This is a genomic window from Gelidibacter salicanalis, assembly GCF_016469035.1.
Lineage (GTDB): Bacteria > Bacteroidota > Bacteroidia > Flavobacteriales > Flavobacteriaceae > Gelidibacter > Gelidibacter salicanalis_A.
The window spans coordinates 1-22,603 of the sequence record NZ_JAEHJZ010000006.1 but is presented as its reverse complement, the minus strand read 5'-3'; the positions used below and the strand labels follow the sequence as shown (position 1 = coordinate 22,603).

The 22,603-nt window shown below is 39.2% G+C and carries 15 protein-coding genes; all 15 read left to right on the top strand.

The features are described from left to right. Positions 1-190: 190 nt before the first annotated feature. The 15 genes from JEM65_RS04165 (at position 191) to JEM65_RS04100 (ending at position 22,560) form a co-directional block, all read left to right on the top strand. Positions 191-1,444 (top strand): efflux RND transporter periplasmic adaptor subunit, encoded by a 1,254-nt coding sequence (locus tag JEM65_RS04165; RefSeq protein WP_199597373.1) that lies wholly within the window; start codon positions 191-193, stop codon positions 1,442-1,444. Positions 1,445-1,491: 47 nt separating this feature from the next. Beyond that, positions 1,492-2,211, top strand: a complete 720-nt coding sequence (locus JEM65_RS04160) for an ABC transporter ATP-binding protein (protein WP_199597371.1) — start codon at positions 1,492-1,494, stop codon at positions 2,209-2,211. Between the two features lie 54 nt (positions 2,212-2,265). After that, positions 2,266-4,644 carry an ABC transporter permease gene (locus tag JEM65_RS04155; protein ID WP_199597369.1) on the top strand — a complete coding sequence of 793 codons (2,379 nt, stop codon included), beginning with the start codon at positions 2,266-2,268 and terminating at the stop codon, positions 4,642-4,644. Positions 4,645-4,673: 29 nt separating this feature from the next. Then, on the top strand, positions 4,674-7,142 hold the full coding sequence (locus JEM65_RS04150) for an ABC transporter permease (protein ID WP_199597367.1): 2,469 nt from the start codon (positions 4,674-4,676) through the stop codon (positions 7,140-7,142). A gap of 56 nt (positions 7,143-7,198) precedes the next feature. Continuing rightward, on the top strand, positions 7,199-9,553 hold the full coding sequence (locus JEM65_RS04145) for an ABC transporter permease (protein ID WP_199597365.1): 2,355 nt from the start codon (positions 7,199-7,201) through the stop codon (positions 9,551-9,553). A gap of 66 nt (positions 9,554-9,619) precedes the next feature. Next, complete coding sequence (locus tag JEM65_RS04140; RefSeq protein ID WP_199597363.1) at positions 9,620-12,019, top strand: ABC transporter permease; 2,400 nt, start codon at positions 9,620-9,622, stop codon at positions 12,017-12,019. A gap of 54 nt (positions 12,020-12,073) precedes the next feature. Continuing rightward, on the top strand, positions 12,074-14,491 hold the full coding sequence (locus JEM65_RS04135) for an ABC transporter permease (RefSeq protein ID WP_199597361.1): 2,418 nt from the start codon (positions 12,074-12,076) through the stop codon (positions 14,489-14,491). A 55-nt stretch (positions 14,492-14,546) separates the two neighbouring features. After that, positions 14,547-14,687: a hypothetical protein gene (locus tag JEM65_RS04130; RefSeq protein ID WP_199597356.1), complete on the top strand. Its 141-nt coding sequence runs from the start codon at positions 14,547-14,549 to the stop codon at positions 14,685-14,687. Between the two features lie 276 nt (positions 14,688-14,963). Continuing rightward, complete coding sequence (locus JEM65_RS04125) at positions 14,964-15,632, top strand: ABC transporter ATP-binding protein (RefSeq protein ID WP_199597354.1); 669 nt, start codon at positions 14,964-14,966, stop codon at positions 15,630-15,632. A gap of 26 nt (positions 15,633-15,658) precedes the next feature. Beyond that, positions 15,659-17,074, top strand: coding sequence for a TolC family protein (locus JEM65_RS04120; protein ID WP_199597353.1), 1,416 nt, complete (start codon positions 15,659-15,661; stop codon positions 17,072-17,074). A 551-nt stretch (positions 17,075-17,625) separates the two neighbouring features. After that, positions 17,626-17,763 (top strand): hypothetical protein, encoded by a 138-nt coding sequence (locus JEM65_RS22945; protein WP_306465074.1) that lies wholly within the window; start codon positions 17,626-17,628, stop codon positions 17,761-17,763. Positions 17,764-18,026: 263 nt separating this feature from the next. After that, positions 18,027-18,383, top strand: coding sequence for a helix-turn-helix domain-containing protein (locus JEM65_RS04115; protein WP_199597351.1), 357 nt, complete (start codon positions 18,027-18,029; stop codon positions 18,381-18,383). Further along, positions 18,377-19,678: a type II toxin-antitoxin system HipA family toxin gene (locus JEM65_RS04110; protein ID WP_199597349.1), complete on the top strand. Its 1,302-nt coding sequence runs from the start codon at positions 18,377-18,379 to the stop codon at positions 19,676-19,678. The genes JEM65_RS04115 and JEM65_RS04110 overlap by 7 nt, the downstream gene beginning before the upstream one ends. A 442-nt stretch (positions 19,679-20,120) precedes the next feature. Then, positions 20,121-20,363, top strand: coding sequence for a hypothetical protein (locus JEM65_RS04105; protein ID WP_199597348.1), 243 nt, complete (start codon positions 20,121-20,123; stop codon positions 20,361-20,363). A gap of 526 nt (positions 20,364-20,889) precedes the next feature. Continuing rightward, the gene (locus JEM65_RS04100) at positions 20,890-22,560 is read left to right on the top strand and encodes an IS5 family transposase (RefSeq protein WP_199597346.1); all 1,671 of its coding nucleotides are present in this window, start codon (positions 20,890-20,892) and stop codon (positions 22,558-22,560) included. The last annotated feature ends 43 nt before the right edge of the window (positions 22,561-22,603 follow it).

Genomic DNA, 22,603 nt, shown 5'->3' with positions numbered 1-22,603 from the left:
AATTCAAGGCTTTTAAATGAAAATTCTGAATTCATAATTCTGAATAAATAAATGTGTATCACCATCGAACAGGGAGTGTGTCAAAATCGAACACTTTTAAAATCACTTTAAATTTTAATTACTTTAAAATCAACACATTACACTTTTGGCATCATATTCAGTATATACCTATTGAAAAACAACGCACTATATGGATATCCAATTGAAAAAAAAACGATTCACAACTCAAAAATTACTACTCATAGGAGGGGCTGCTCTTTTAGTAACATTAATTGTTTTTGTGATTTTCACTTCTTTGGGAGGTTCAAAACTTAATGTGGAAAAAGAACGGATTAGTATAAATACGGTTGAAAATGGCGTTTTTCAAGAAAATATTCCCGTAAACGGTATAGTGCTGCCCATAACCACGATTTATTTGGATGCCTTGGAAGGAGGCCGCGTAGAAGAGAAATTTGTTGAAGACGGTACAGTTCTTAAAAAGGGTGAGCCCATTTTGAGACTTTCCAACACTGATCTGGAATTAAGTCTGATCAATCAAGAAACCCAAGTTTATAATCTCTTAACCCAAATGCAGATTTCACAAAATGCAGCCCGTCAAAATACGATCAATAAACTCAACCAATATACCGATGTGGAAAGCGGTTTAATTGAAGCCAAAAGAGTTTATGAGCTCAACAACAAATTGTACGAAAAGAATGCCATTGGAAGACAGGACTTGATTAAGGCTCAAAATGAATATGACTATCAAAAAGAACGGATGCAACTTTCCAAACAAATACTAAGTCAGGACTCTATTGCTGTAAAACAAGAAAAAGGTCAGGTACAAAGCAGTTATGCCCGAACCCAAAATGCACTCGATTTGATGCGCAGAAAAGTGGCTGATCTTGTGGTAAAAGCACCAGTAGATGGCCAATTAACCTCTTTAGATGCTGAAATTGGCCAATCCAAGAATAAAGGTGAACGTTTGGGGCAGATAGACGTACTCAGTGGTTTTAAGGTGCGTGCCGATATAGATGAGCATTATATTTCCCGAATCTATAACGGGCAAACAGGTAGTTTCATTATTAATGGAAAGAATTATAAGCTTACCATAAAAAAGGTTTACACACAGGTTACAAGTGGAAGGTTTCAGGTAGATATGGCCTTTGGAGAAGACATTCCTGAGGGTATTCGTCGTGGACAGACTTTACAGATACGTCTTGCGCTCAGCGAAGAAAAACAGGCATTATTGGTGCCAAAAGGAGGCTTTTTTCAACAAACCGGTGGTAATTGGATCTTTAAGGTAAGCGAAAATGGCGACACTGCTTACAAAGTCGATATTAGCTTGGGAAGCCAGAATACAGAATATTATGAAGTACTGAGCGGACTTCAACCGGGCGATAAAGTGATTACCAGCAGCTATGATAATTATGGCGATGTGCAGGAACTGGTGTTGAAGAATTAATACCACTCAAAATCAAAACAGTAATAACAACGATAACCAATACAACAATGATAAAAATAACAGATCTTGAAAAGTACTACGCCACAGAGGAAGTGCGTACAATTGCCCTAAACAAATTGTCTTTTAGTGTAAAGAACGGAGAGTTTGTAGCTGTAATGGGGCCTTCAGGCTGCGGAAAATCAACCTTGCTGAATATTTTGGGTTTATTGGACGATCCCGATGGTGGCAGTTTTGTGTTCAACGGGATAGAAGTGGCTGGGTTTAATGAACGGAAGCGTGCGGAATTGCGTAAACATAATATCGGCTTCGTGTTCCAAAGTTTCAATCTTATTGATGAACTTACAGTCTTCGAAAATGTGGAACTGCCCTTGATCTATACCGGCGTAAAACCTGCTGAGCGCAAGGTGAGGGTAGATGCGGTTCTAGAAAAGATGCAAATCATGCATCGGCGCAAGCATTTCCCGCAACAATTATCTGGAGGTCAGCAACAGCGTGTAGCCGTTGCCCGTGCAGTTATCAACAACCCCAAACTTATTTTGGCGGATGAGCCTACTGGAAATTTGGACAGTACCAATGGCAATGAAGTCATGGATTTATTGACCGAATTAAATGAAGCTGGTACCACCATCATCATGGTAACACATAGTGAACACGACGCTAAATATAGTCATCGCATTATCAGGATGTTGGATGGGCAGAAGGTGACGGAGAATATCTTGGCGGATTATAAAAGTCCTCTAGCCTTTAATCAGGAAATCACTAGCTAGTCCTTGTGTTAAAACCTGACAAACATTACATCATCAATCAAAAAACGAACACTCATGATCAGGAATTATTTTAAAATCGCATTTCGGAACCTTTGGCGGCATCGCGGGTTTTCCGCTTTAAATATCAGTGGTCTGGCGATCGGGATGGCGGCTGGTTTTTTGATTCTGCTCTATGTGGGATTTGAACTTAGCTATGATAAAACGCACTCCAGAGGTGATAGTATTTATCGTGTGGTGGCCGATATAAAAACACCTTCGGAAAAAATTGAGGCCAATATGGCAGCATGGCCAGTAGCGCCCAACTTACAACAGGAATTTCCAGAAATTATAGCAGCAACTCGTTTCCTTACTGCTGAACTTCCCGTACAGTTGGGAAATATCAAATTTGTAGAACCACGGGTAGCAGCAGTAGATTCTACTTTTTTTAAAATTTTTGATTTTGAGTTGCTAAAAGGGAATCCCGATAAAGTTCTAAATAGACCCAACAGCCTTGTTCTTTCTGAGCGTACGGCCAAAAAGTATTTTGGTGAGGAAGATCCAATAGGAAAAACCTTAAAAATTCAGGAGGACGGAGTTGCCGCAGAAGTGACAGGAATAATGAAGAATATCCCCGAGAATTCCCATATTCAGGCAGATTTGCTTTTATCCATGATTACCCTTACCCAACCTCCGAACAATTATGATGCAGAATGGGGAAATTATGGTCCATCCGTCTATGTCCTTACCGCAACAGGAACAAGCCCTGAGGCACTGCAAGCTAAATTTTCCGATTTTTTAGAAAGAAGGACAGGGGATAGGATGAGGAATCAAAAAATGTTCGTCACTTTATTATTAGAACCTTTTCAGGAAGTTTATTTAAGATCAGAACGAGGTGGTGACATTACCGGCAGTATAAACAATGTTTATATATTTTCGATTATCGGCCTGTTTATCCTCCTTATTGCAAGTATCAATTTTATAAACCTTTCTACGGCCCGCTCGGTAGAACGGGCTAAAGAGGTAGGCATTCGCAAGGTCGTGGGTGCGGGTAAAAATCAACTGGCGCTTCAGTTTATCGGAGAATCGGTTATCCTTTGCCTGATTGCGTTTGTGTTGGCCACCGTGCTTACGGCAATTGCTCTTCCTTATTTCAATACCCTTGCGGGGAAGACCGTGAGCGCGGGTGTTTTTTCAAACCAGGGAAACATCGGCTATCTTTTTCTCATTTCGGTGAGTATAGGCGTATTGGCAGGTATTTATCCAGCAATCGTTCTTTCCTCTTTTAAACCTAAAACTGTTTTAAAAGGTCGGTTTTCTACAGGAAATAAAGGGGGGTTCTTACGAAAAGGACTTGTTGTTGCCCAATTTTCCATTTCTATTGCACTCATTATTGGCACGATTATCATATATAATCAAATGCAGTTTATGCACAATCAGGATCTTGGTTTTAGCAAGGAGCAAACGCTTGTGCTGCAAAGCAATATAGATGATTCTCAAAAAGCACTGACAGAAGCGTTTGCTGCCCTTCCCGGGGTGAAATCCATAGCCTTGGGCTCTAGTGTGCCCGGAGCGGGAAATAGCGCGGCATATTCTGAAATCGAAAATAAAAACGGTGACTTACAGGTAGCCAATTTGGATCTCTATTTCGTCAATGAAGATTACATCCCGGAATTTGGTTTAAAAATGGTTGCTGGACGCCCATTTTCACGTGATTTTGCGACAGATTCCACGCAAGCGATGGTCGTCAATGAAAAGACCGTTCAACTTTTGGGATATGCAAAACCCCAGGATGCCATTGGCGCACGTTTTAAACAATGGGGGCGAGAGGGGCAGATCATTGGGGTCGTAAAGAATTTTCATTTTAGAACTCTGCAGCAAGAAATCAAGCCGCTGACAATGCGCTTAGATCCAAGGGAGACCAGCTTGATCGCCATCAAAATAAGCCCTCAGGATATTTCCAAGACCGTTTCGGCCATTAAGGAAACTTGGCAATCCTTTGTTCCTGCCGAGCCTTTTGACTACGATTTTCTTGATGAATTCTTTGACAGACAATACCGCGCCGAAGAACGCTTTGGCAACCTTTTTCTCAATTTTGCCGCACTCGCTATTTTTATTTCTTGTCTGGGACTTTTGGGTTTGGCGGCCTACAGCACGATACAGCGCAGGCGCGAAATTGGCATCCGGAAAATAATTGGCGCAAGCGTTCCGGGAATTGTCAATTTGCTTTCTAAAGAATTTATAATTCTCGTAGGGATAGCTTTCTTGATAGCCTCTCCCATTGCCTGGTACGGGATGCACAAATGGCTTCAGGATTTTGCCTATCGCATTGATATAGAATGGTGGGTTTTTGCTTTGGCTGGGGTTTCTGCTCTGGGGATTGCTTTGGTAACGGTGAGTTTTCAGGCGATTAAAGCCGCACTTGCAAACCCCGTAAAAAGTTTAAGGACAGAATAAATGATTCATCAATCAAAAAACGAACACTCATGATCAGGAATTATTTTAAAATAGCATGGCGGAATCTACGCAAGAATAAACTCTATGCCGTTATCAGTATTATAGGATTGACAATAGGCTTGACTGTTGGCGTCCTTATTATGATTTGGATTCAGGATGAAATGAGTTATGATAAGATTTTCAAAGACGCTGAGCAGATTTATAGAGTAAATGTTGATGGAAAAATGGGCGATAATTCTTTTTATGCTGGATATACGCCACCACCTGCTGGCGCAGCATTGGTAGATAATTTCCCAGAAGTAGAAAGCTACACTCGCATATATCGGCCCAATACTGATGTGTTGGAATCAAAAACTGACGATGGTAAGCATTTTTTTAATGAGCCTGAAATTTATGCTGTTGACCCCAATTTTTTAGAGATTCTCACCTATCCGTTAGCGCAGGGAGATCCAAAAACTTGTTTACAAGAAACCAATAGTATTGTCATCACTCCGCAAATTGCCCAGAAATACTTCGGAAGTAACAATCCCATGGGAAAAATTCTTTATTATGGAAAAAATAAACAGCCTCTCAAAGTGACAGGCGTTCTAAAAGATCTTACCAACCTGGCAGCCACGGTAAAATTTGATATGCTGATGCCTGTTAATAATTTTGAAGAGGTGGCTTATTTTAACTGGAGTTGGGTCTGGCTCAATATGGCCACGTATGTTAAACTGACAGATCAGGCTGCAAAAGAACCGAATGCACTTGCCCGACTAGAATCCAAATTCCCTGAAATGCTCAGAACTCAGGCTGCGAGCGCATTTGATCGAATCGGCCAGCCGTATGACGAATTTCTGAAAAATGGCAACCACTGGGACATTCATTTGCAGTCCTTGACGGATATCCATCTGCGTTCCGGGGATATTGTTTCTACGATTTCAGATCAGGGCAATATTCAGAACATATATATATTTGGGCTGATTGCTTTTTTTATCATCGTTTTGGCATGTGTTAATTTTACCAATTTGGCCACCGCTCAAGCCAGTAAACGACGTAAAGAAATTGGGATACGTAAAGTTTTGGGCTCACTCCGAGGTCAACTTATAAGACAGTTTTTGGCGGAAGCTTTTCTATACACTATCATTTCTGCCGTTTTTGCGGTATCTCTGGTGGCGTTGATTCTTCCATCTTTTAATGCCCTTTCAGGTAAAACTATACCATTAAGTTCCATTTTTAGCAACGGGATTTGGTTGATTCTTCTCGGCATGACAGTGCTTACCGCTTTTTTGGCCGGTATTTATCCTGCATTTTATCTTACTTCATTTAATCCTGTCCATGTGCTTAAAGGTTCAATTACATCTATTAAAGTAGGAGTGTTGCGAAATGGTTTAATTGTATTTCAGTTTGTTGTCGCTATTGTTATGGTTATTTCATCACTTGTCATTTTCACACAGTTAAAATTTGCGCAACACCGTGATCTGGGTTATGACAAGGAACATATTTTGGTTATAAATAATACCGAAAAATTGGATGTCGGAGCTGAAACGTTCCGACAGGAAATTGCTGCACTTCCTCATGTAAAAGAGGCCTCCATTTCAACAGGTATATTTACAAAAGGGGCCTTCGGTGATTTTTATGTGCCTCAGACCAGCGAAAGCAATCACCCAGTGGCCAAGGATATCAGCTTAAGTTCGTATTTGGTCGATGATCATTTTATTGCCACCCTCAACCTGAAAGTAGAAAAAGGCAGAGGGTTCAATGCAAAGTTTAATGATTCGCTCTCAGTAGTCATCAATGAGACGGCAGCAAAACAGATTGGTTGGGAAAACCCCATTGGGCAGAAAATACGTTACCCGGGTGGAAATATGGAATACTATACTGTAATTGGTGTAGTAAAGGATTTTAATCTAGAATCTTTGCACAATACTATTTTACCATTTGCACTATTTTCCAAAAGATCGAAGAGTTATGACACGGATGTGTCATTTATTTCACTTAAGTATAAATCCGACGATCCTCAAAAACTAATTGCTGCTATTGAAAACAAATGGAAAAATTATCAACAAGACGTTCCTTTTGATTACTCATTTTTGAACGATGACCTTAATGCTGCTTACAGCTCTGACCGACAAATGGCATCACTGTTTGGCGTTTTTACGGCCTTATCCATTTTTGTGGCCTGTCTTGGACTTTTTGGTCTCGTGGCTTTTACCGCGCAGCAACGCACCAAGGAGATTGGTATTCGGAAAGTACTGGGCGCAAGAGTGAGCGGCATTGTAAAACTTCTTTCTATGGATTTTTTACGACTGATCATCCTCGCCTTGATCGTTGCTTCTCCTATAGCCTGGCTTGCCATGAACCATTGGTTGCAGGATTTTGCGTATAGGATTGCTATTCCTTGGTGGACCTTTGTTGTTGCAGGAACAGCAGCATTGGGTATCGCATTGGTTACGATAAGTTTCCAAGCCATTAAGGCGGCTATGGCAAACCCGGTAAAAAGTTTAAGAACGGAATAAAATTAATTAGACCTCACAGGTTTCAAAAACCTGTGAGGTCTTTAGAACTAATTATTATGATCAGGAATTATTTTAAAATCGCCCTAAGAAACCTTTGGAAGAACAAGGGTTTTACTGCAATCAATCTCTTGGGACTCGTCATTGGCATGACGGCCGTTATTCTTATTGGTACGTGGATACAGAATGAATTAAGTTTTGAACGGTTTCATACCAATGAAAAATCTTTGTATAAAGTCTATAATCGGAGCACAGGGCCCGGTGAAATCTCTACCTGGGATATCACATCAGGTCCTTTGGGGAAAGCGCTGGAAAATGATTTTCCGGAAGTAGAAAATTCAGCGAGGATATATTGGAGCGCTGAACGCCTGTTTGGTGTTGGTGATAAAAGTATTAAGACTAAGGGAAATGAAGTGGATGGGTCTTTTTTAAGGATGTTCAGTTTTCCACTTTTACAAGGAAATTCCGATGATGCCTTAGAAGGGGTAAATAATATTGTAATCACTAAAACTTTAGCCATAAAGCTGTTTGGAGATACTGACCCTATCAATAAAGAAATTAAAATTGATAACGAAACCAATTACAAAGTCACCGGTATTCTAAAAGACCTTCCTTCTAATACAGCATTCGATTTCGAGTATCTGATTTCCCTAAAGGGGAATGAAACTAAATATTCTGGTAGCGACGCATGGGGAATCAATACGTTCTATACCTATATACAATTGAAACCGAATACTTTAATTGTTCATTTCAATGAAAAAATTAAAAACCTGGTAGAAAGAAAATCTGATAAATATAAATGGGAGATCTTTTTATATCCTGTGAGCCAATCGCATTTGTATTCTCGCTTTGAGAATGGCAAAGTAGCAGGCGGTCATATAGAAACAGTAAGACTAATGGCAATTATCGGTGGCCTTATTTTGCTGATTGCCTGCATAAATTTTATGAATCTAAGTACCGCTCAAAGTCAAAAACGGGCAAAAGAAGTGGGTGTACGCAAAGTCATTGGTGCAGGAAAGTCTAGCCTGATCAGTCAGTTTTTGTGTGAGTCCATCCTTCTTGCGGCCATTGGAGGCATCCTTGCACTAGTAATTGCCGCAGTGTACCTGCCATATTTCAATCAACTTATAGAAAAATCACTGATGATCAACTTTTTGAATCCGCTGCTTTGGTTAGGGCTTGGAGGCTTCGTTTTGTTTACCGGTCTGCTTGCAGGCAGTTATCCTGCATTCTATCTTTCTTCTTTTACACCAGTAAAGGTCTTAAAGGGTGCGTTCAAAGGTGTGAAATCATCATTTAACCCACGAAAAACATTAGTGGTGCTTCAATTTTCTGTGGGTATTGCATTGGTAATAGCTACCATAGTCATTTACCAGCAAATCAATTTTACACAAAATCGGGCTACCGGCTATAATGTCAATAATCTGGTGCAGGTAAGAATTGAAGGAGATATCAAGAAAAATTATGACTTAATAAAAACAGAACTCCTTAGTGCTAGAGCGGTTACCGCAATGAGTAAAACGGGCTGGGGAGTAACCGTTGATGGAAGTAATGGTTCTGGATTTAAATGGGATGGGATGGAACAGGAAAATTTGAACTTTTCCCTATATAGAACGGGTGGCAATTTTGCCAAAACAATGGATTTGAAATTAGTGGACGGTCGTGATATTGATTTTTCTCTTTTTCCGGGAGATAGCTCCTCCGTAATGATCAATGAAACAGCGGTAAAAAAGATGGGCCTTAAAGATCCTATTGGCAAATTGATCAGAAAGGATGATAGTGCACTGACTATTGTGGGCGTATTTAATGATTTCATTATAGGCTCACCTTATGACGATGTAAGACCTATGTTAGTATTCGGCTCTGTTGATGGGGTTTATAATATAGTAATGCGTCTGAATGGACTTAATGACACTGCAAAAAATTTAAAAATCGCAGCCGATGTTTTTAGCAAATACAACCCTGCCTATCCATTTACTTATCATTTTGTAGATCAGGAATATGCAGAAAAATTCAAGGATGAAAAGCAAATAGCATCACTTTCTTCGCTTTTTGCGGGGCTGACTATATTTATCTCCTGTTTGGGTCTTTTTGGACTGGCCGCATATATGGCTCAGAATCGCTCTAAGGAAATTGGGATTCGTAAAGTTTTGGGCGCAAGTGTGGGTGGGATTGTAAAAATGCTGTCTAAAGAATTTATAATGTTGGTGGTCATTGCCATAGTCATCGCCGTACCAATAAGTTGGTATTTTATGAGTGAATGGTTGCAAGATTTTACTTATCGCATTGATCTGGAATGGATAAGTTTTGTGTATGCTGGAGTTGGAACATTGTTGATTGCCTTGTTAACTGTAAGTTTTCAGGCCATCAAAGCGGCAATTGTAAACCCAGTAGAAAGTTTGAAAACGGAATAAAATTAATTAGACCTCACAGGTTTCCATCCCGAAATCGGGACTGTGAGGTCTTTAGAACTAATTATTATGATCAGGAATTATTTTAAAATAGCATGGCGGAATATTCGTGCCAACAAACTCTTTACCGCGCTAAATATCGCAGGTCTGGCAATTGGTCTGTGCGTGTGTATCATTCTGTTTTCCTTTGTGAATACCGAACTTAGCTTTGACAAGATGTATTCAAATTCAGAAAACATCTACCGGGTAAATATGGAAACTTCTGAAGACTATGATTTTGAAATTTGGGCCACCATGCCCAACGCGGTAGGTCCGGCAATCGTGGAGGATATTCCGCAGGTAAAAAAGATGACCCGACTTATTAAGGACGATTTTGGTGCGACCGCTTCCTTAAAAATCGGCGATAAGAACTTTACTGAAAACAGTCTTTACCTTGCCGATTCCACAATCTTTAAGATGTTCGATTTTAAATTTTTGGAGGGGAACGCTCAAAATGCGTTTTCTAAACCTAAATCAATCGTGATTTCACAATCTGTAAAAAAACGGTTGTTTGGCAATCAAAGCGCGATGGACCAACTCATTACCGTAAATAATAGGGATACGTTACAAGTTTCTGGTATTTATGCCGATTTGCCAAAAAATAGCGTAATGGACTGCAATATGGTCTATAATATTATGGATACCTGGATGGGTACTAATGTGTATTGGAGCAATGCGAGTTATGAAACCTATGTGCAACTTCAACCCAACGCAAATGTTGCCGAAGTTGAAAATCAGGCCACCCGTTTGATTGATAAAAATGTCGATAAGGAAGGGCAATACTTTACTAAATTCTTTTTTCAGCCATTAACGAAAATCCATCTTTATTCGGCAGATATAAGAGAAGGCTATTCCACCAAATTGGGAAGTATTACCACCATAAAAAGTCTGTTGTTCCTTTCATTGCTCGTTTTGTTAATCGCCTGTATTAATTATATGAACCTTGCCACCGCTAACTCTCGCAAGCGCGCTAAAGGTATCGGAATGAGTAAAGTGTTGGGCGCAAACAGACGCCAGATGCTTTCGCTTTTCTATGTAGAAACGGGTATCATGGTATTGTTGTCGGTCATCATAGGGTATGCCGCTTCCTTTTTAATACTTCCTTTATTTAAGAGTATTATGGGCAATGCACTTGGTTATCAGGATTTGCTCGCTACCCCAATTTTAATTGGACTATTACTTATTTGGATTGTCGTCACCCTGGTTGCAGGCAGTTACCCTGCAATTTCAATGTCGGGTATTTCACCACTTATTCTGGTGAATAAATCTAAGAAAAAAGGGTCATCTTCTGAATTTGTGCGCCAGGGACTGGTGGTATTTCAGTTTGCAGCTTCTATCGTCCTGATCATTGCCGTTACAATAATCCTTCAGCAGATGGCATTCATCAAAAATAAAAATTTGGGTTATGATCCAAATGGAATCGTTGCCGTTTCAGTGAAATCTGCCGAAACAGAACAACAGGTTGAAAGCTTAATGAAAGGATTGGAAAGGCAAGTCAACGTAGAAAGCGTTTCCGCGGTACAGTCGATGCCAGGATCTAACGAAAGTGGTCGCTCAGTACGTAAATTGACCACCGATAATACAGGAATGCCTATTGCCAGTTGCCGCACCGATGGCAACATTGTTAAAACCCTGAAGCTAAAAGTGCTAGCTGGAAATGAACTTCCAGAAACCATTGCCGAGGGCGATTCGCTTATCTACACCTTGATCAACGAGAAAATCCTTAGTTATTTAAATTATAAAACCCCAGAGGAAGCGGTTGGTAAAATAATCAATACTGAACTTGGTTCAAGAGCAATAATTACTGGTGTGGTGGCAAATTTTAATTTCAATTCGCTCAAGGAAGATATTGGTGGTTATATGTATTACAAATCTCGTAAGGCTCCCGAAGGTATCCGTACACTTTTAGTACGCTACAACTCCCAGAACTTGTTACAGTTTATGGGGCAACTGCAGCAAACATTTAACGCATCACTACCAAACACAGCTTTTGATTACCAGTTTTTGGATAGACATGTGGCACAGTTATATGCTTCTGAGGAAAGAACCGCAAGTACTGCAACAATCTTTTCAATAATAGCCATTTTTATTGCTTGTCTCGGTCTGTTTGGTTTGGCAGCATTTACCGCAGAACAGCGTACAAAGGAAATTGGCGTGCGAAAAATTTTGGGTGCCACCGTTACGGGAATAACCCGATTGCTGTCCAAAGACTTTTTAAAATTGGTATTGGTTGCATTCGTGATTGCCGTTCCCCTTGCTTACTGGTTAATGCAACAATGGTTAGCGGAGTTTGCTTATCGAACCGAAATTAATTGGTGGGTGTTTGCTTTTGCAGGAATTATGGCAGCATGTATTGCTTTGATTACGGTAAGCTTTCAAGCCATAAAAGCGGCTATTGCAAATCCGGTAAATAGCTTGAGAACGGAATAATAATTTAGACCTCACAGGTTTTTAAAACCTGTGAGGTTTTTAAACCAAAGTACAATGATCAGAAATTATTTTAAAATAGCCTTAAGAAACCTCTGGAAGGATAGAACTTTCACGGCTCTGAACGTTATTGGACTCACTGCAGCGTTTGGAGTGGCTTTTTTATTAAGTATGTATGCGCTTTTTGAACTGTCTTTTGATCAGTTCCATAAAAATGTGGATTCTATTTATCAGGTATATACTACTGAACAAATTCCCAAAGGCGTTGAATTGAGCGAAGCTAACCCGATTCCTTTTGCAGGCGCTTTACGTGATGAGGTGCCTGGCGTCCATAAAATCACGCGATATGTAACGGGCGGTCCGCTCATAACTTATAAAGATAAAACTTTGAGAGTAGGCTCCGCTTGGGCAGATCCTGAATTTTTTGAAATCTTTTCGTTTCCGGTTTTGGAAGGCAATACAAACAATCCAATTGAGCGGTCAACGGTGGCATTGACCGAAGACACTGCAAAACTGATTTTTGGCAATGAAAATCCCATAGGTAAACTGATTAGTATTAAACGCGATGGCGAAGTCGTTCCGGTCACTGTGGCGGCTATTTTAAAAAATTTACCAGAGGCAAGCTCCCTTCGTTTCGGGGCAATTTTCAACTTTATGGATTTACCAAATTCATTCTACAAGGATAAAAAAGACCGTTGGGACGCACATAACCATCCGGTTTATATGCAATTGGCAGCAGGTACTTCTATAGAAAGTTTTGAAAAAGCGACCCGTCCATTTTCGACACTTCATTTTGCCGACGAAATTGCTACCGCCAAACGCGATGGTGCTAAGCCCAATGCTGAAGGCCAATTTAGGCAAATCCATTTACTGCCTTTTGGAAATGTGAGTTTTACAAACTTTGATACTGCGGAATTAATCGTGAACAAATCTCTTCAGTATGTGATTTTGGGAATTGCACTGCTAATTTTATTTATTGCCAGTGTCAATTTTATAAATATGAGCATTGCCAAAGGGGCTCAACGTCTTCGTGAAATTGGCATGCGCAAAACGCTTGGTGCGGGCAAGGCGCAACTATTCTTTCAGTTTTGGGGCGAGAGTGTTTTGGTTTTTGTGATTTCGGTGGCATTGGGCGCCTTACTTTCGTTTTCAATGTTGGATATGTTTCAAACGTTGTTTCGTACAAATGCGTCTTTCGGATTGATAGTGTCGCCTGTATTAATTTTTGGCGCTGTAGTATCTCTTTTGTTGATAACCTTCATTGCTGGCGGTTATCCCGCAGTATTGATGAGTAAGTTAGGCACGCTTAAAGCGTTGAAAGGCAAGTTGGAAGTTTCTGGTAGAAATCGGGTGCGCAATGTGTTAATCGTTGTACAATTCGGTATTGCCATCTTACTCATTAGTGGCACCTTAGTTTTACGCGGACAATTGGATTATATGCGAAATAAAGACCTTGGTTTTAATAAAGAGCAGGTCATCGCATTTCCTTTGAGTTCTAAAAAGGACCATGCACAACTTATGCAATTAATGCGTGACGAGCTTTCTGGTCATCCCAATATTATAAGTATGAGTGCTTCAGACAATATTTTGGGTCTTGGTAGAGATGGGAGCAGCTCAACTAGCGTTATGGGTTTTGATTATAAAGGGCGTGAGGTGAGTACGAATTTGCTATTTGTCGATTATGATTATCCAGAAACCTTAGACATTACGCTTGTTAAAGGGCGGTCGTTTGATAGACGATATGCTTCAGATAGCCTTTCTATAGTGATCAATGAATCTATGGCCAGGGAATTCGGCGAGAAGGATCCATTGAGCATTCGGTTTACCTTGGATGATTCAATTCAGTATGCAGTAATAGGAGTGGTCAAGGATTTCAATTTTCAAACCATGGATAAATCTATAGAACCTATAAGCTTTTTTATGAATTCAGACAAACCACTATATCAAGCCTATGTTAAGGTTGCCCCAGGCAATCTGACACAATCGTACGATATTGTAAAAACAGCTTGGAACAAGATAGAGCCCGACGCTGAGTTTTTGGGATCTTTTTTGGATGAAAATATTGATCGCACATTACAAAAAGAGCGCATGATGACCACCATGATTTCCAGTGCTTCCATACTCGCTATACTTTTAAGTTGTATAGGGCTTTTTGCCATTTCATTATTGGTTGTATCCCAGCGACAGAAGGAGATTGGCATTCGTAAGGTTGTTGGTGCCAGTGTATCAACCATTACAATATTATTGACCAAGGATTTCTTAAAATTGGTAGGTATAGCTTTTCTCATTACCACGCCCGTTGCGTGGTACACTACCTCGCAATGGCTTCAAAATTATGTGTATCGCATGGATTTGACTATTTGGGTTTTCTTGGCAGCAGGCGCTATAGCTTTGGTAATTGCGGTTTTGACCATAAGTTTCCGTACGATACAAGCGGCTTTAAAAAATCCGGTGGAGAGCTTGAAAACGGAGTAATTTCATAGACCTCACAGGTTTTTAAAACCTGTGAGGTCTGAAAATCGAAAATATTATGATTACTAACTATTTTAAAATCGCGTGGCGAAATATCAGAAAGAACAAAACAACTTTCTTTATCAATGTATTTGGATTAAGTTTTGAAAGTATAAAAGCTGCCATTGAAAACCCCGTAAAAAGCTTACGAACTGAATAATAACAATAATAGATAATAATGTAAAATATGAACCAAGACCGCTGCGCTGCTAGAATCAAGAACAAAGACAGAAATCGTTAAGTGTTGAAATAATGGGTTGAAAATTACAATCAGTTGTGATTAGTTTGTTTTGAGGTGTTTCTGAAAAGTCAAAAAGCAGAAGATATTGTCAAATAATAAAATCAAAAAACCTTCTCACCATATCTGAAGATTCATATGGACGATAAAATTTAATCAGACAACAATAAATATTAATAATAATAAAGAATAATAACTATGCTACTAGAACTTCACAACATATTCAAATGGGTCACCCAAGGCGGGAAACGAATCTTTCTGCTGAGCGATATTAACCTCCAAGTTGAAGAAGGCGAGTTTATCTCCATTATGGGACCTTCAGGATCGGGAAAATCAACCCTTCTCAATGTTATTGGAATGCTCGATGGTTTTCAGGAAGGAGAATACAATTTTCTGGGTGAATCCGTTCATGCTATGAAAGAAAAAAACCGTTCAAAACTCTATAAGGAATACATCGGGTTTGTGTTTCAGGCCTACCATCTCATTGATGAGCTTACGGTGTACGAAAATATTGAAACGCCATTGCTCTATAAAAATATAAAATCTTCTGAACGCAAGGCTTTGGTTGCTGATATGCTAGATAGGTTCAATATTGTGGGGAAAAAAGACCTCTTTCCCAGTCAGTTGAGCGGTGGACAACAGCAATTGGTTGGTGTGGCCCGTGCCTTGATTGCTAAACCAAAGCTCATTTTGGCCGATGAGCCCACAGGAAACCTAAACTCTAAACAAAGCGAGGAGATTATGCAACTCTTTAAAGAGCTTAACCAAGAAGGTGTTACCATTATTCAGGCAACGCATTCTGAAACCAACGCGGCTTATGGGTCGCGAGTTTTACATCTTTTGGATGGAAGGCGCGACCACAAGTAAAAAATAATTCATCAATCACGTATATTATGACTTTCAAACTTTCAATGGCGCTGTATTTTATAGCGACTCTAGTTCTTTTTGGACAAACAGAACAAAGAATTGCGATGACTCTTGAGGAGTGCATTAGCTTAGCGATAGAAAACAATCTCGACCTTAAATCTACAAAGCTGACTAAAGAAACCTGGGATGTGAATTTTAACCAAAATAAAAATGCATTATTGCCCCGCGTCAACGGCTCCTACAACCTAGGCATTGCAAATGGCCGAAGCATTGACCCATTTACTAACGGCATAGTCAACCAAGAGCTCACTTTTTCCAATGCAGCTCTGGGACTCGATTTTGTGGCTTTTAATGGATTTAGACTTATAAACCGATGGAAACAGGCAAAATTAAATTTGAGATCTGCCGAAATGGAAGTGGAAGCTGCCAAACAATCGGTAATCCTAAATGTGACCTTGACCTACCTACAAGTGTTGAACGCCCAGGACTTGGTTAAATTGGCTGAATCCCGATTGACAACTACCCAAGGCCAATTGGACAGATTGAGAAGTCTCTACGAAGAGGAAACTGGAAATCCGGCTGAATATCATGATCTTCAAGGTCAGTTGGCTTTGGATGCATCCAATAGTGTAGAACGTAAAAATAATCTTGAAATCGAGCTTATAAACCTGAATACCCTCACCAATACAGAAACATCCATCACAGCTGTCCCTTTGAATACTGAGTTGGAATTTGAAGTTTATGACTACACTGCACAAGAGATTTATGAACAGGCCTTGCAGGTTTTTCCTACGATTAAAGCGCGGGATCTAAGTTTGGAAGCCGCCGAAAAAGCAATAGCTGTGGCACGCTCGCAGTATGTGCCAGAAATAAGTCTCTTTGCGAATCTCAATACTAACTATTCCAGTGCTGCCAAACTTTTTAATGAAACGGGGACAGGCATTGCCGAAACAGGTGATTTTGTGACCATTAATAATCAGGATTACTCTGTTTTTGCTCAAGAAACCAATTTTACAAGTGAGAACATTCCCTATCGTGATCAATTTGACAATAACCTGAACTCTTCAATTGGGGTTTCAGTAAGTGTTCCGATTTTTAATGGCTTCAGGGCTAAAAATAACGTGGCTCTCGAAAAAATTAAAAAGGAAGAGGCTCAAACGGCCTTGGCCCAGATCAAACTGGATCTTAAACAGTCCATTAAGCGGTCATATAGCGCCATGGCAACTGCTTTTGAACGCTATAAATTGTTACAGGACCAAGTGGATGCTTACAAGGAATCTTTCCGGATCAATGAAATTCGCTTTAACAACGGAGTATCAAATAGTGTGGACTATATCATCAGTAAAAATAATTTTGACAATGCACAGACTAATTTAGCGAATGTAAAGTATGAATATGCGCTTCGGGTTAAAATTTTAGAGTATTATCGAGGAAATATTTGAAAATCGATGCGTTTCAATACAAAAGTCAAAAATATAATGCACTGATTTCCGCTTCCATTTTACTAAAAGGTTTGCTAATATAAAAAGGAATATGGAAATCAGCTCTATTTTTTACGTTGAAGTTCAGGCTGATTTGATGCCAACTCGGAGAAGTTGTTCTAATTTTGAATCCAATCAGCCCATTTCTCCTCCCTTCAATGCCTCTCTGCCGGTTAGTAGCTCAGGAAACGCTACATTACGAGCACAGCGCTTCTCTAAAAAAGTCTAGGATATGAATAACCTCAATACAGTCTTATGCATAATGAAAGATTTAGGGATAGCTACTATATGTTTTGAGACAATCGAAGCAAAGATTCGGCAATAATTGTTTGTATTGCCGAATCTTTGCATATTGTAATTTTTAAAATTTAGCAACTATCACTTCTGAAACGCTACATATAGAAGAATTAATTAAGAAATTTTCAATTAAATAACATTTCAAAGTCAGCGATATTATTGCCTACTATTAACAATTTGACAAAGACGGTAAACAAGCTAACGTAGAATGGCGAATGTGCGATTTGGTAAACAAGGGAGTACTTCACAGAGTATGCAGAGGATTGTACTCTTTATCAGAAAATGAAGGGAAAGAATATATTCCTGAAATTAATAGATCCTTAAAATACCTACCAGACAAAATTTACAATTAAATTCCATTTATAAGGCAAGACAACAACAGATAGACTGCTTAGTTCTGCGTCCTCGCAATGACTTTTCAGTTGTACAAGATAGTAATGACGGTTCAGTAAGCGCAAATCTAAATAAAAATAAGTTTTTATAATGTATGATTAATCATCCATTATAGTGTATAATGCAATCAAATGAATGATTAGTCATACATAAATAATTTTTGTATTATAATATTCATATATTTGTATGAGTAATCATGCGTTAATAGTTTAAAGTGAGTATTATGAATGAGATATCGAACACACATTGGGTTTCAATGTCAGATGAGACATTAATAAAGACGATAGGACGTTTTATTAGACATCATCGATTGCAACAAAACAAGACGCAAGAAGAGGTAGCTACTGCTGCTGGTATGAGCAGATCAACATTAAGTTTGTTAGAGCGCGGAGAAACAGTTACAATAAACACGCTTATGCAAGCCTTACGTGTTTTAGATCTTTTATATGTAATGAATGTGTTTACGATTTCCGATACCATTAGCCCTTTAGCCTATGCCAAATTAAAAAAAGAGCAACGCGAACGTGCTAGTAGTAAAACAAATAAAGTAACTAAAAAAGAAGATGATTTAGGATGGTAGATGTCGCAGAAATAAAACTTTGGGGAGAAATGGTAGGTGCTGTGCGTTGGGATGCACAAAACCAATTGGCAAGTTTTCAATATAGTCCAGCCTTTCTTCAAAAGCAATGGGAGATCTCACCTATTAAAATGCCGACAACTGAAGGATCTCGTATTTTTTCGTTTCCAGAATTGCGAAAAGGTAAAAATGACAACGTCGATACCTTCAAAGGCTTACCAGGTTTGTTAGCAGATGCATTACCAGATCGTTACGGAAACCAATTAATTAATCTATGGTTGGCAAAAAACGGTCGTCCTGCAGATAGTATGAATCCAGTAGAACAACTCTGTTTTATTGGCACACGAGCTATGGGAGCATTAGAATTTGAGCCTGCGCAATTAACATCGCAAAATAGTTTTGATATCGAAATAAGTAGTTTGGTAGAGGCAGCACATAAAACGCTATCCAAAAAAGAACAATTAGATACTAATTTAAATGACGATGAAGAAAAGGCATTAATGGAAGTCTTGAAGGTGGGAATTTCAGCTGGTGGAGCTCGTCCAAAAGCTGTAATTGCATATAATGAAAAAACAGGTGCTATAAAATCTGGTCAAACAAACGTACCAAAAGGTTTTGAGCATTGGTTATTGAAGTTAGATGGTGTGAGTGATGCACAATTTGGAGAAACTCATGGTTGGGGGCGAGTAGAATATGCCTATTATCTCATGGCGAAAGATGCTGGAATTACAATGATGGAATGTAAGTTGTTAGAAGAAAACGGTAGAGCGCATTTTATGACAAAACGTTTTGATCGTGATGGCAACACAAAACATCATATTCAAACCTGGTGTGGTATACAGCATTACGATTATAATAATTTACAGGGCTATAGCTACGAACAACTGTTTCAAACCATGCGTGCATTACGTTTACCGTATCCTGAAGCAGAAGAAATGTTTAGGCGTATGGTATTTAATGTATTGGCTACTAACTATGAGGACCATACCAAGAACTTTTCGTTTCGATTGAAACAAGGCAAATCATGGGAATTATCACCTGCGTACGATGTATGTTATTCTTACGATCCTACTAATATTTGGGTAAGCCAACATACATTAAGCATTAATGGCAAACATAAACAAATAACCCAAGGCGATTTAATGACAATTGCAAAAGTGAATAACATTAAAAAAGGTGAAGCGATCATAAAGGCCATTAGTAAAGTAGTTGTAAATTGGAATAGTTATGCTAAAAAAGCAAACGTAAAAGAGCAATTAACACAAACGATAGCAGAAACACATTTACAAATACACTAGTAAATATTATGATCGCTTTATTGCCGCAGACAATGGCTGGAAAATAACACTAGGCAGAGATTAGATATGTTTGAAAAATAGAGAAACGCTTCTGTGTTGCAGATATAGATCAGACTAAACGAAAATATAAGTCTTGTAAGTTGACTTATTAGAGCATTTAAGATTTTAATAAGTATATGTTTTTGAACAACCATTACGTTTAATATACGTTTGTTTTCCTTTGAATTAGTTTATCTTTATAATAAGATTGAAAGTATAACAAACAAATTGAAAATCCATCTCGTGGTAGTTTTCAGGCTACCTCAAAATTGAGAAAATTAACAAACCCTTTGTTTATAGAGGTTTGCGCGACAGGGTTTGAATCCAGTCGATGTGCAAAGACAAGGTTGGCAGGCCATTTTGGATAATTTTAAAAAATATGTAGAATCAAGTCAAAGCTAAAATGACAAAAATTAATATACCCTTTGATTGTGGCAATTTGCCCAAAAGAGAATTTATTAAGCAATTCAATATAGCTTTTGCCATGGGAAATTCAGATTTTATCATTGATCATGTTAGTGAAGATATCGTGTGGATAATACATGGGGATAAGAGAATTGAAGGTGTCGATGGTGCAGGTGTGGGGAGAACAAGAAAAAATGAGTCTATAATTTTATATAATGCTCCCAAAGATTATAATAAATAACCAAGGTCCTCTATTTCAAATAAAATCACAATTATAAAAGAGAGTTTTTTTTAATGAGTTTTTTTTGCAATACAACTATAATATTTATCTTTAAATATTATACCCCTCGGGATATATAGAAATGGAGGAAGGCAGGTAACAGCGTTTTCCTCCATTTTGACATCAGCTAGGTCTAAAACGTATAAATCCCTTTTAAAAAAAAGAACTTGAAAGTTCTTATTCTTGCAAATAATTTTAAATAAACCACTATGGATTTGAAATCCATAGTTTTAAAGAAAAGATTGAAATTCTTTTCTGAGAATAGTTTGTCATTCCGAATGAGGCACGAAGAGGAATCTCAATATTATAAGATTTCTCGTCACTCGTTCCTCGCTCTGTCGAAATGACAAAATACCCTTAAAAATTTATAGAAACTAAAGTAACTGCAATGAATCCCGATAGCTATCGGGAGCAGGGTTTTAATCTTTAACTAGGGCTTGCTGATTTTCGACCTCAGACCTCCTTATGTGTTGATAATCAATAATATATGTTAATAAGTATATGTGCTTTATTTAGTTCAAAAGCAAGGGTTTGCGAACTTGTAACAGAAACCCTTGCAGATATGATAAAATATACGCCCTCATCCCAATTGACCTTAGCTGGTTTTGAACATCCCTTTGAACGCGATCTAGACCCAGCAAACCGTTGGGTAAAAATGGCAAATATTATCCCCTGGGATGAGCTTGCCACAATATATGCCCGCAACCTGGACTGCAAAAGTGGAAGGCAGAGCGTTGATATACGCCTTGTTATTGCAGCTCTGATAATCAAGCACAAGCTAAAGCTTGACCGTGAGACGGTCAGTACCATATCTGAAAATATTTACATCCAATACTTCTGTGGCTACAGGGCCTTTAAGATAGAAGATCCGTTTGACGCATCACTTTTCGTGGATATTCGCAAACGAATGGGAGCAGATGCCTTTGATAGTTTTAACGACGTGGTCATTGCCAGAGCGGAAGAACTTGTAAACGGACGTAAACGCATCATGTCAGGACAGGCCGCGAAAAAAGATAACGGCGGCCAAGGTGAAGATGGCCCAAACGATCCGTCCGATCCAAACCTGCCTCCCAATAAAGGCACGCTAAAACTGGACGCCACCGTGTGTGACCAGCAGATAGCCTACCCCAGAGACATTGGGCTGCTGAACACCGGCCGTGGGGAATGTGAGCGCATCCTGGACTTACTTTACAAAATAGCGGTCGAACAGAACCTTTGCTCAGGCGCTAAACCGAGAACGTACCGTAGAAATGCACGCAAGGACTATTTGAATATTTCAAAGAAAAGGAACAACAGTCGAAAAAACATACGCAAAGCCATAGGCAAGCAGATAGGTTACGTTGAACGGGACATCAAGCACATAGAAAACCTGCTCGATCTTCTTGGCACACGCTCCACGGCATGGCCATTGACCAAACGCGATCAACGTATATACTGGGTGGTACGCCATATTTGTGCACAACAAAAAACGATGTATAAAAACAGGGAACACAGCCATCCGGACAGGATAACAAGTGTGTACCGGCCATATGTACGTCCCATGGTAAGGGGAAAGAGCAAGAATAAAATTGAGTTTGGCGCAAAGATCAACGCCAGCGAATGCAATGGTATGTCCAAAATAAACTCCATAAGTTGGGATGCCTACAATGAAAGCACTGAACTTAAAATGCAGGTAGAAGAATTTCGGAAGACCTATGGCCGGTATCCAGAACTATTGCTGGCAGATGGGATCTATATGACGCGTGGGAACAGAAAGTATATGAAAGAAAAAGGAATAAGAATAGTGGGCAAGCCACTGGGAAGGCCTCCCAAAGTAGAACTCTCGCCATACCAAAAAGGAAAACAAAGGAAAGAGCGCAATCAGCGCAACCTGATAGAGGGCAAATTTGGACAGGCAAAAAACGGATATAACCTTAACTGCATCAGAGCCAGACGCAAAGACACATCGGAAAGCTGGATAGCTGCGATCTTTTTCGTAATGAACCTAACAACCCTTGGAAAAGTGGCCGAAAAATACTTTTTTTGGCTGCTAAAATCCCTGCAACACACAACAAAGTGGTTAAGGATGATTACTACAGACCCGTTTAAGTGCGAAAAACCAATGTGGCAACAAAAATCAAGATTAGAAGTCGGCAAAATTCAATTTTTAGAGTTTTAACGTTTTTGAAAATCAGCAGACCCTAATTAGTGTCTGGTCGGTA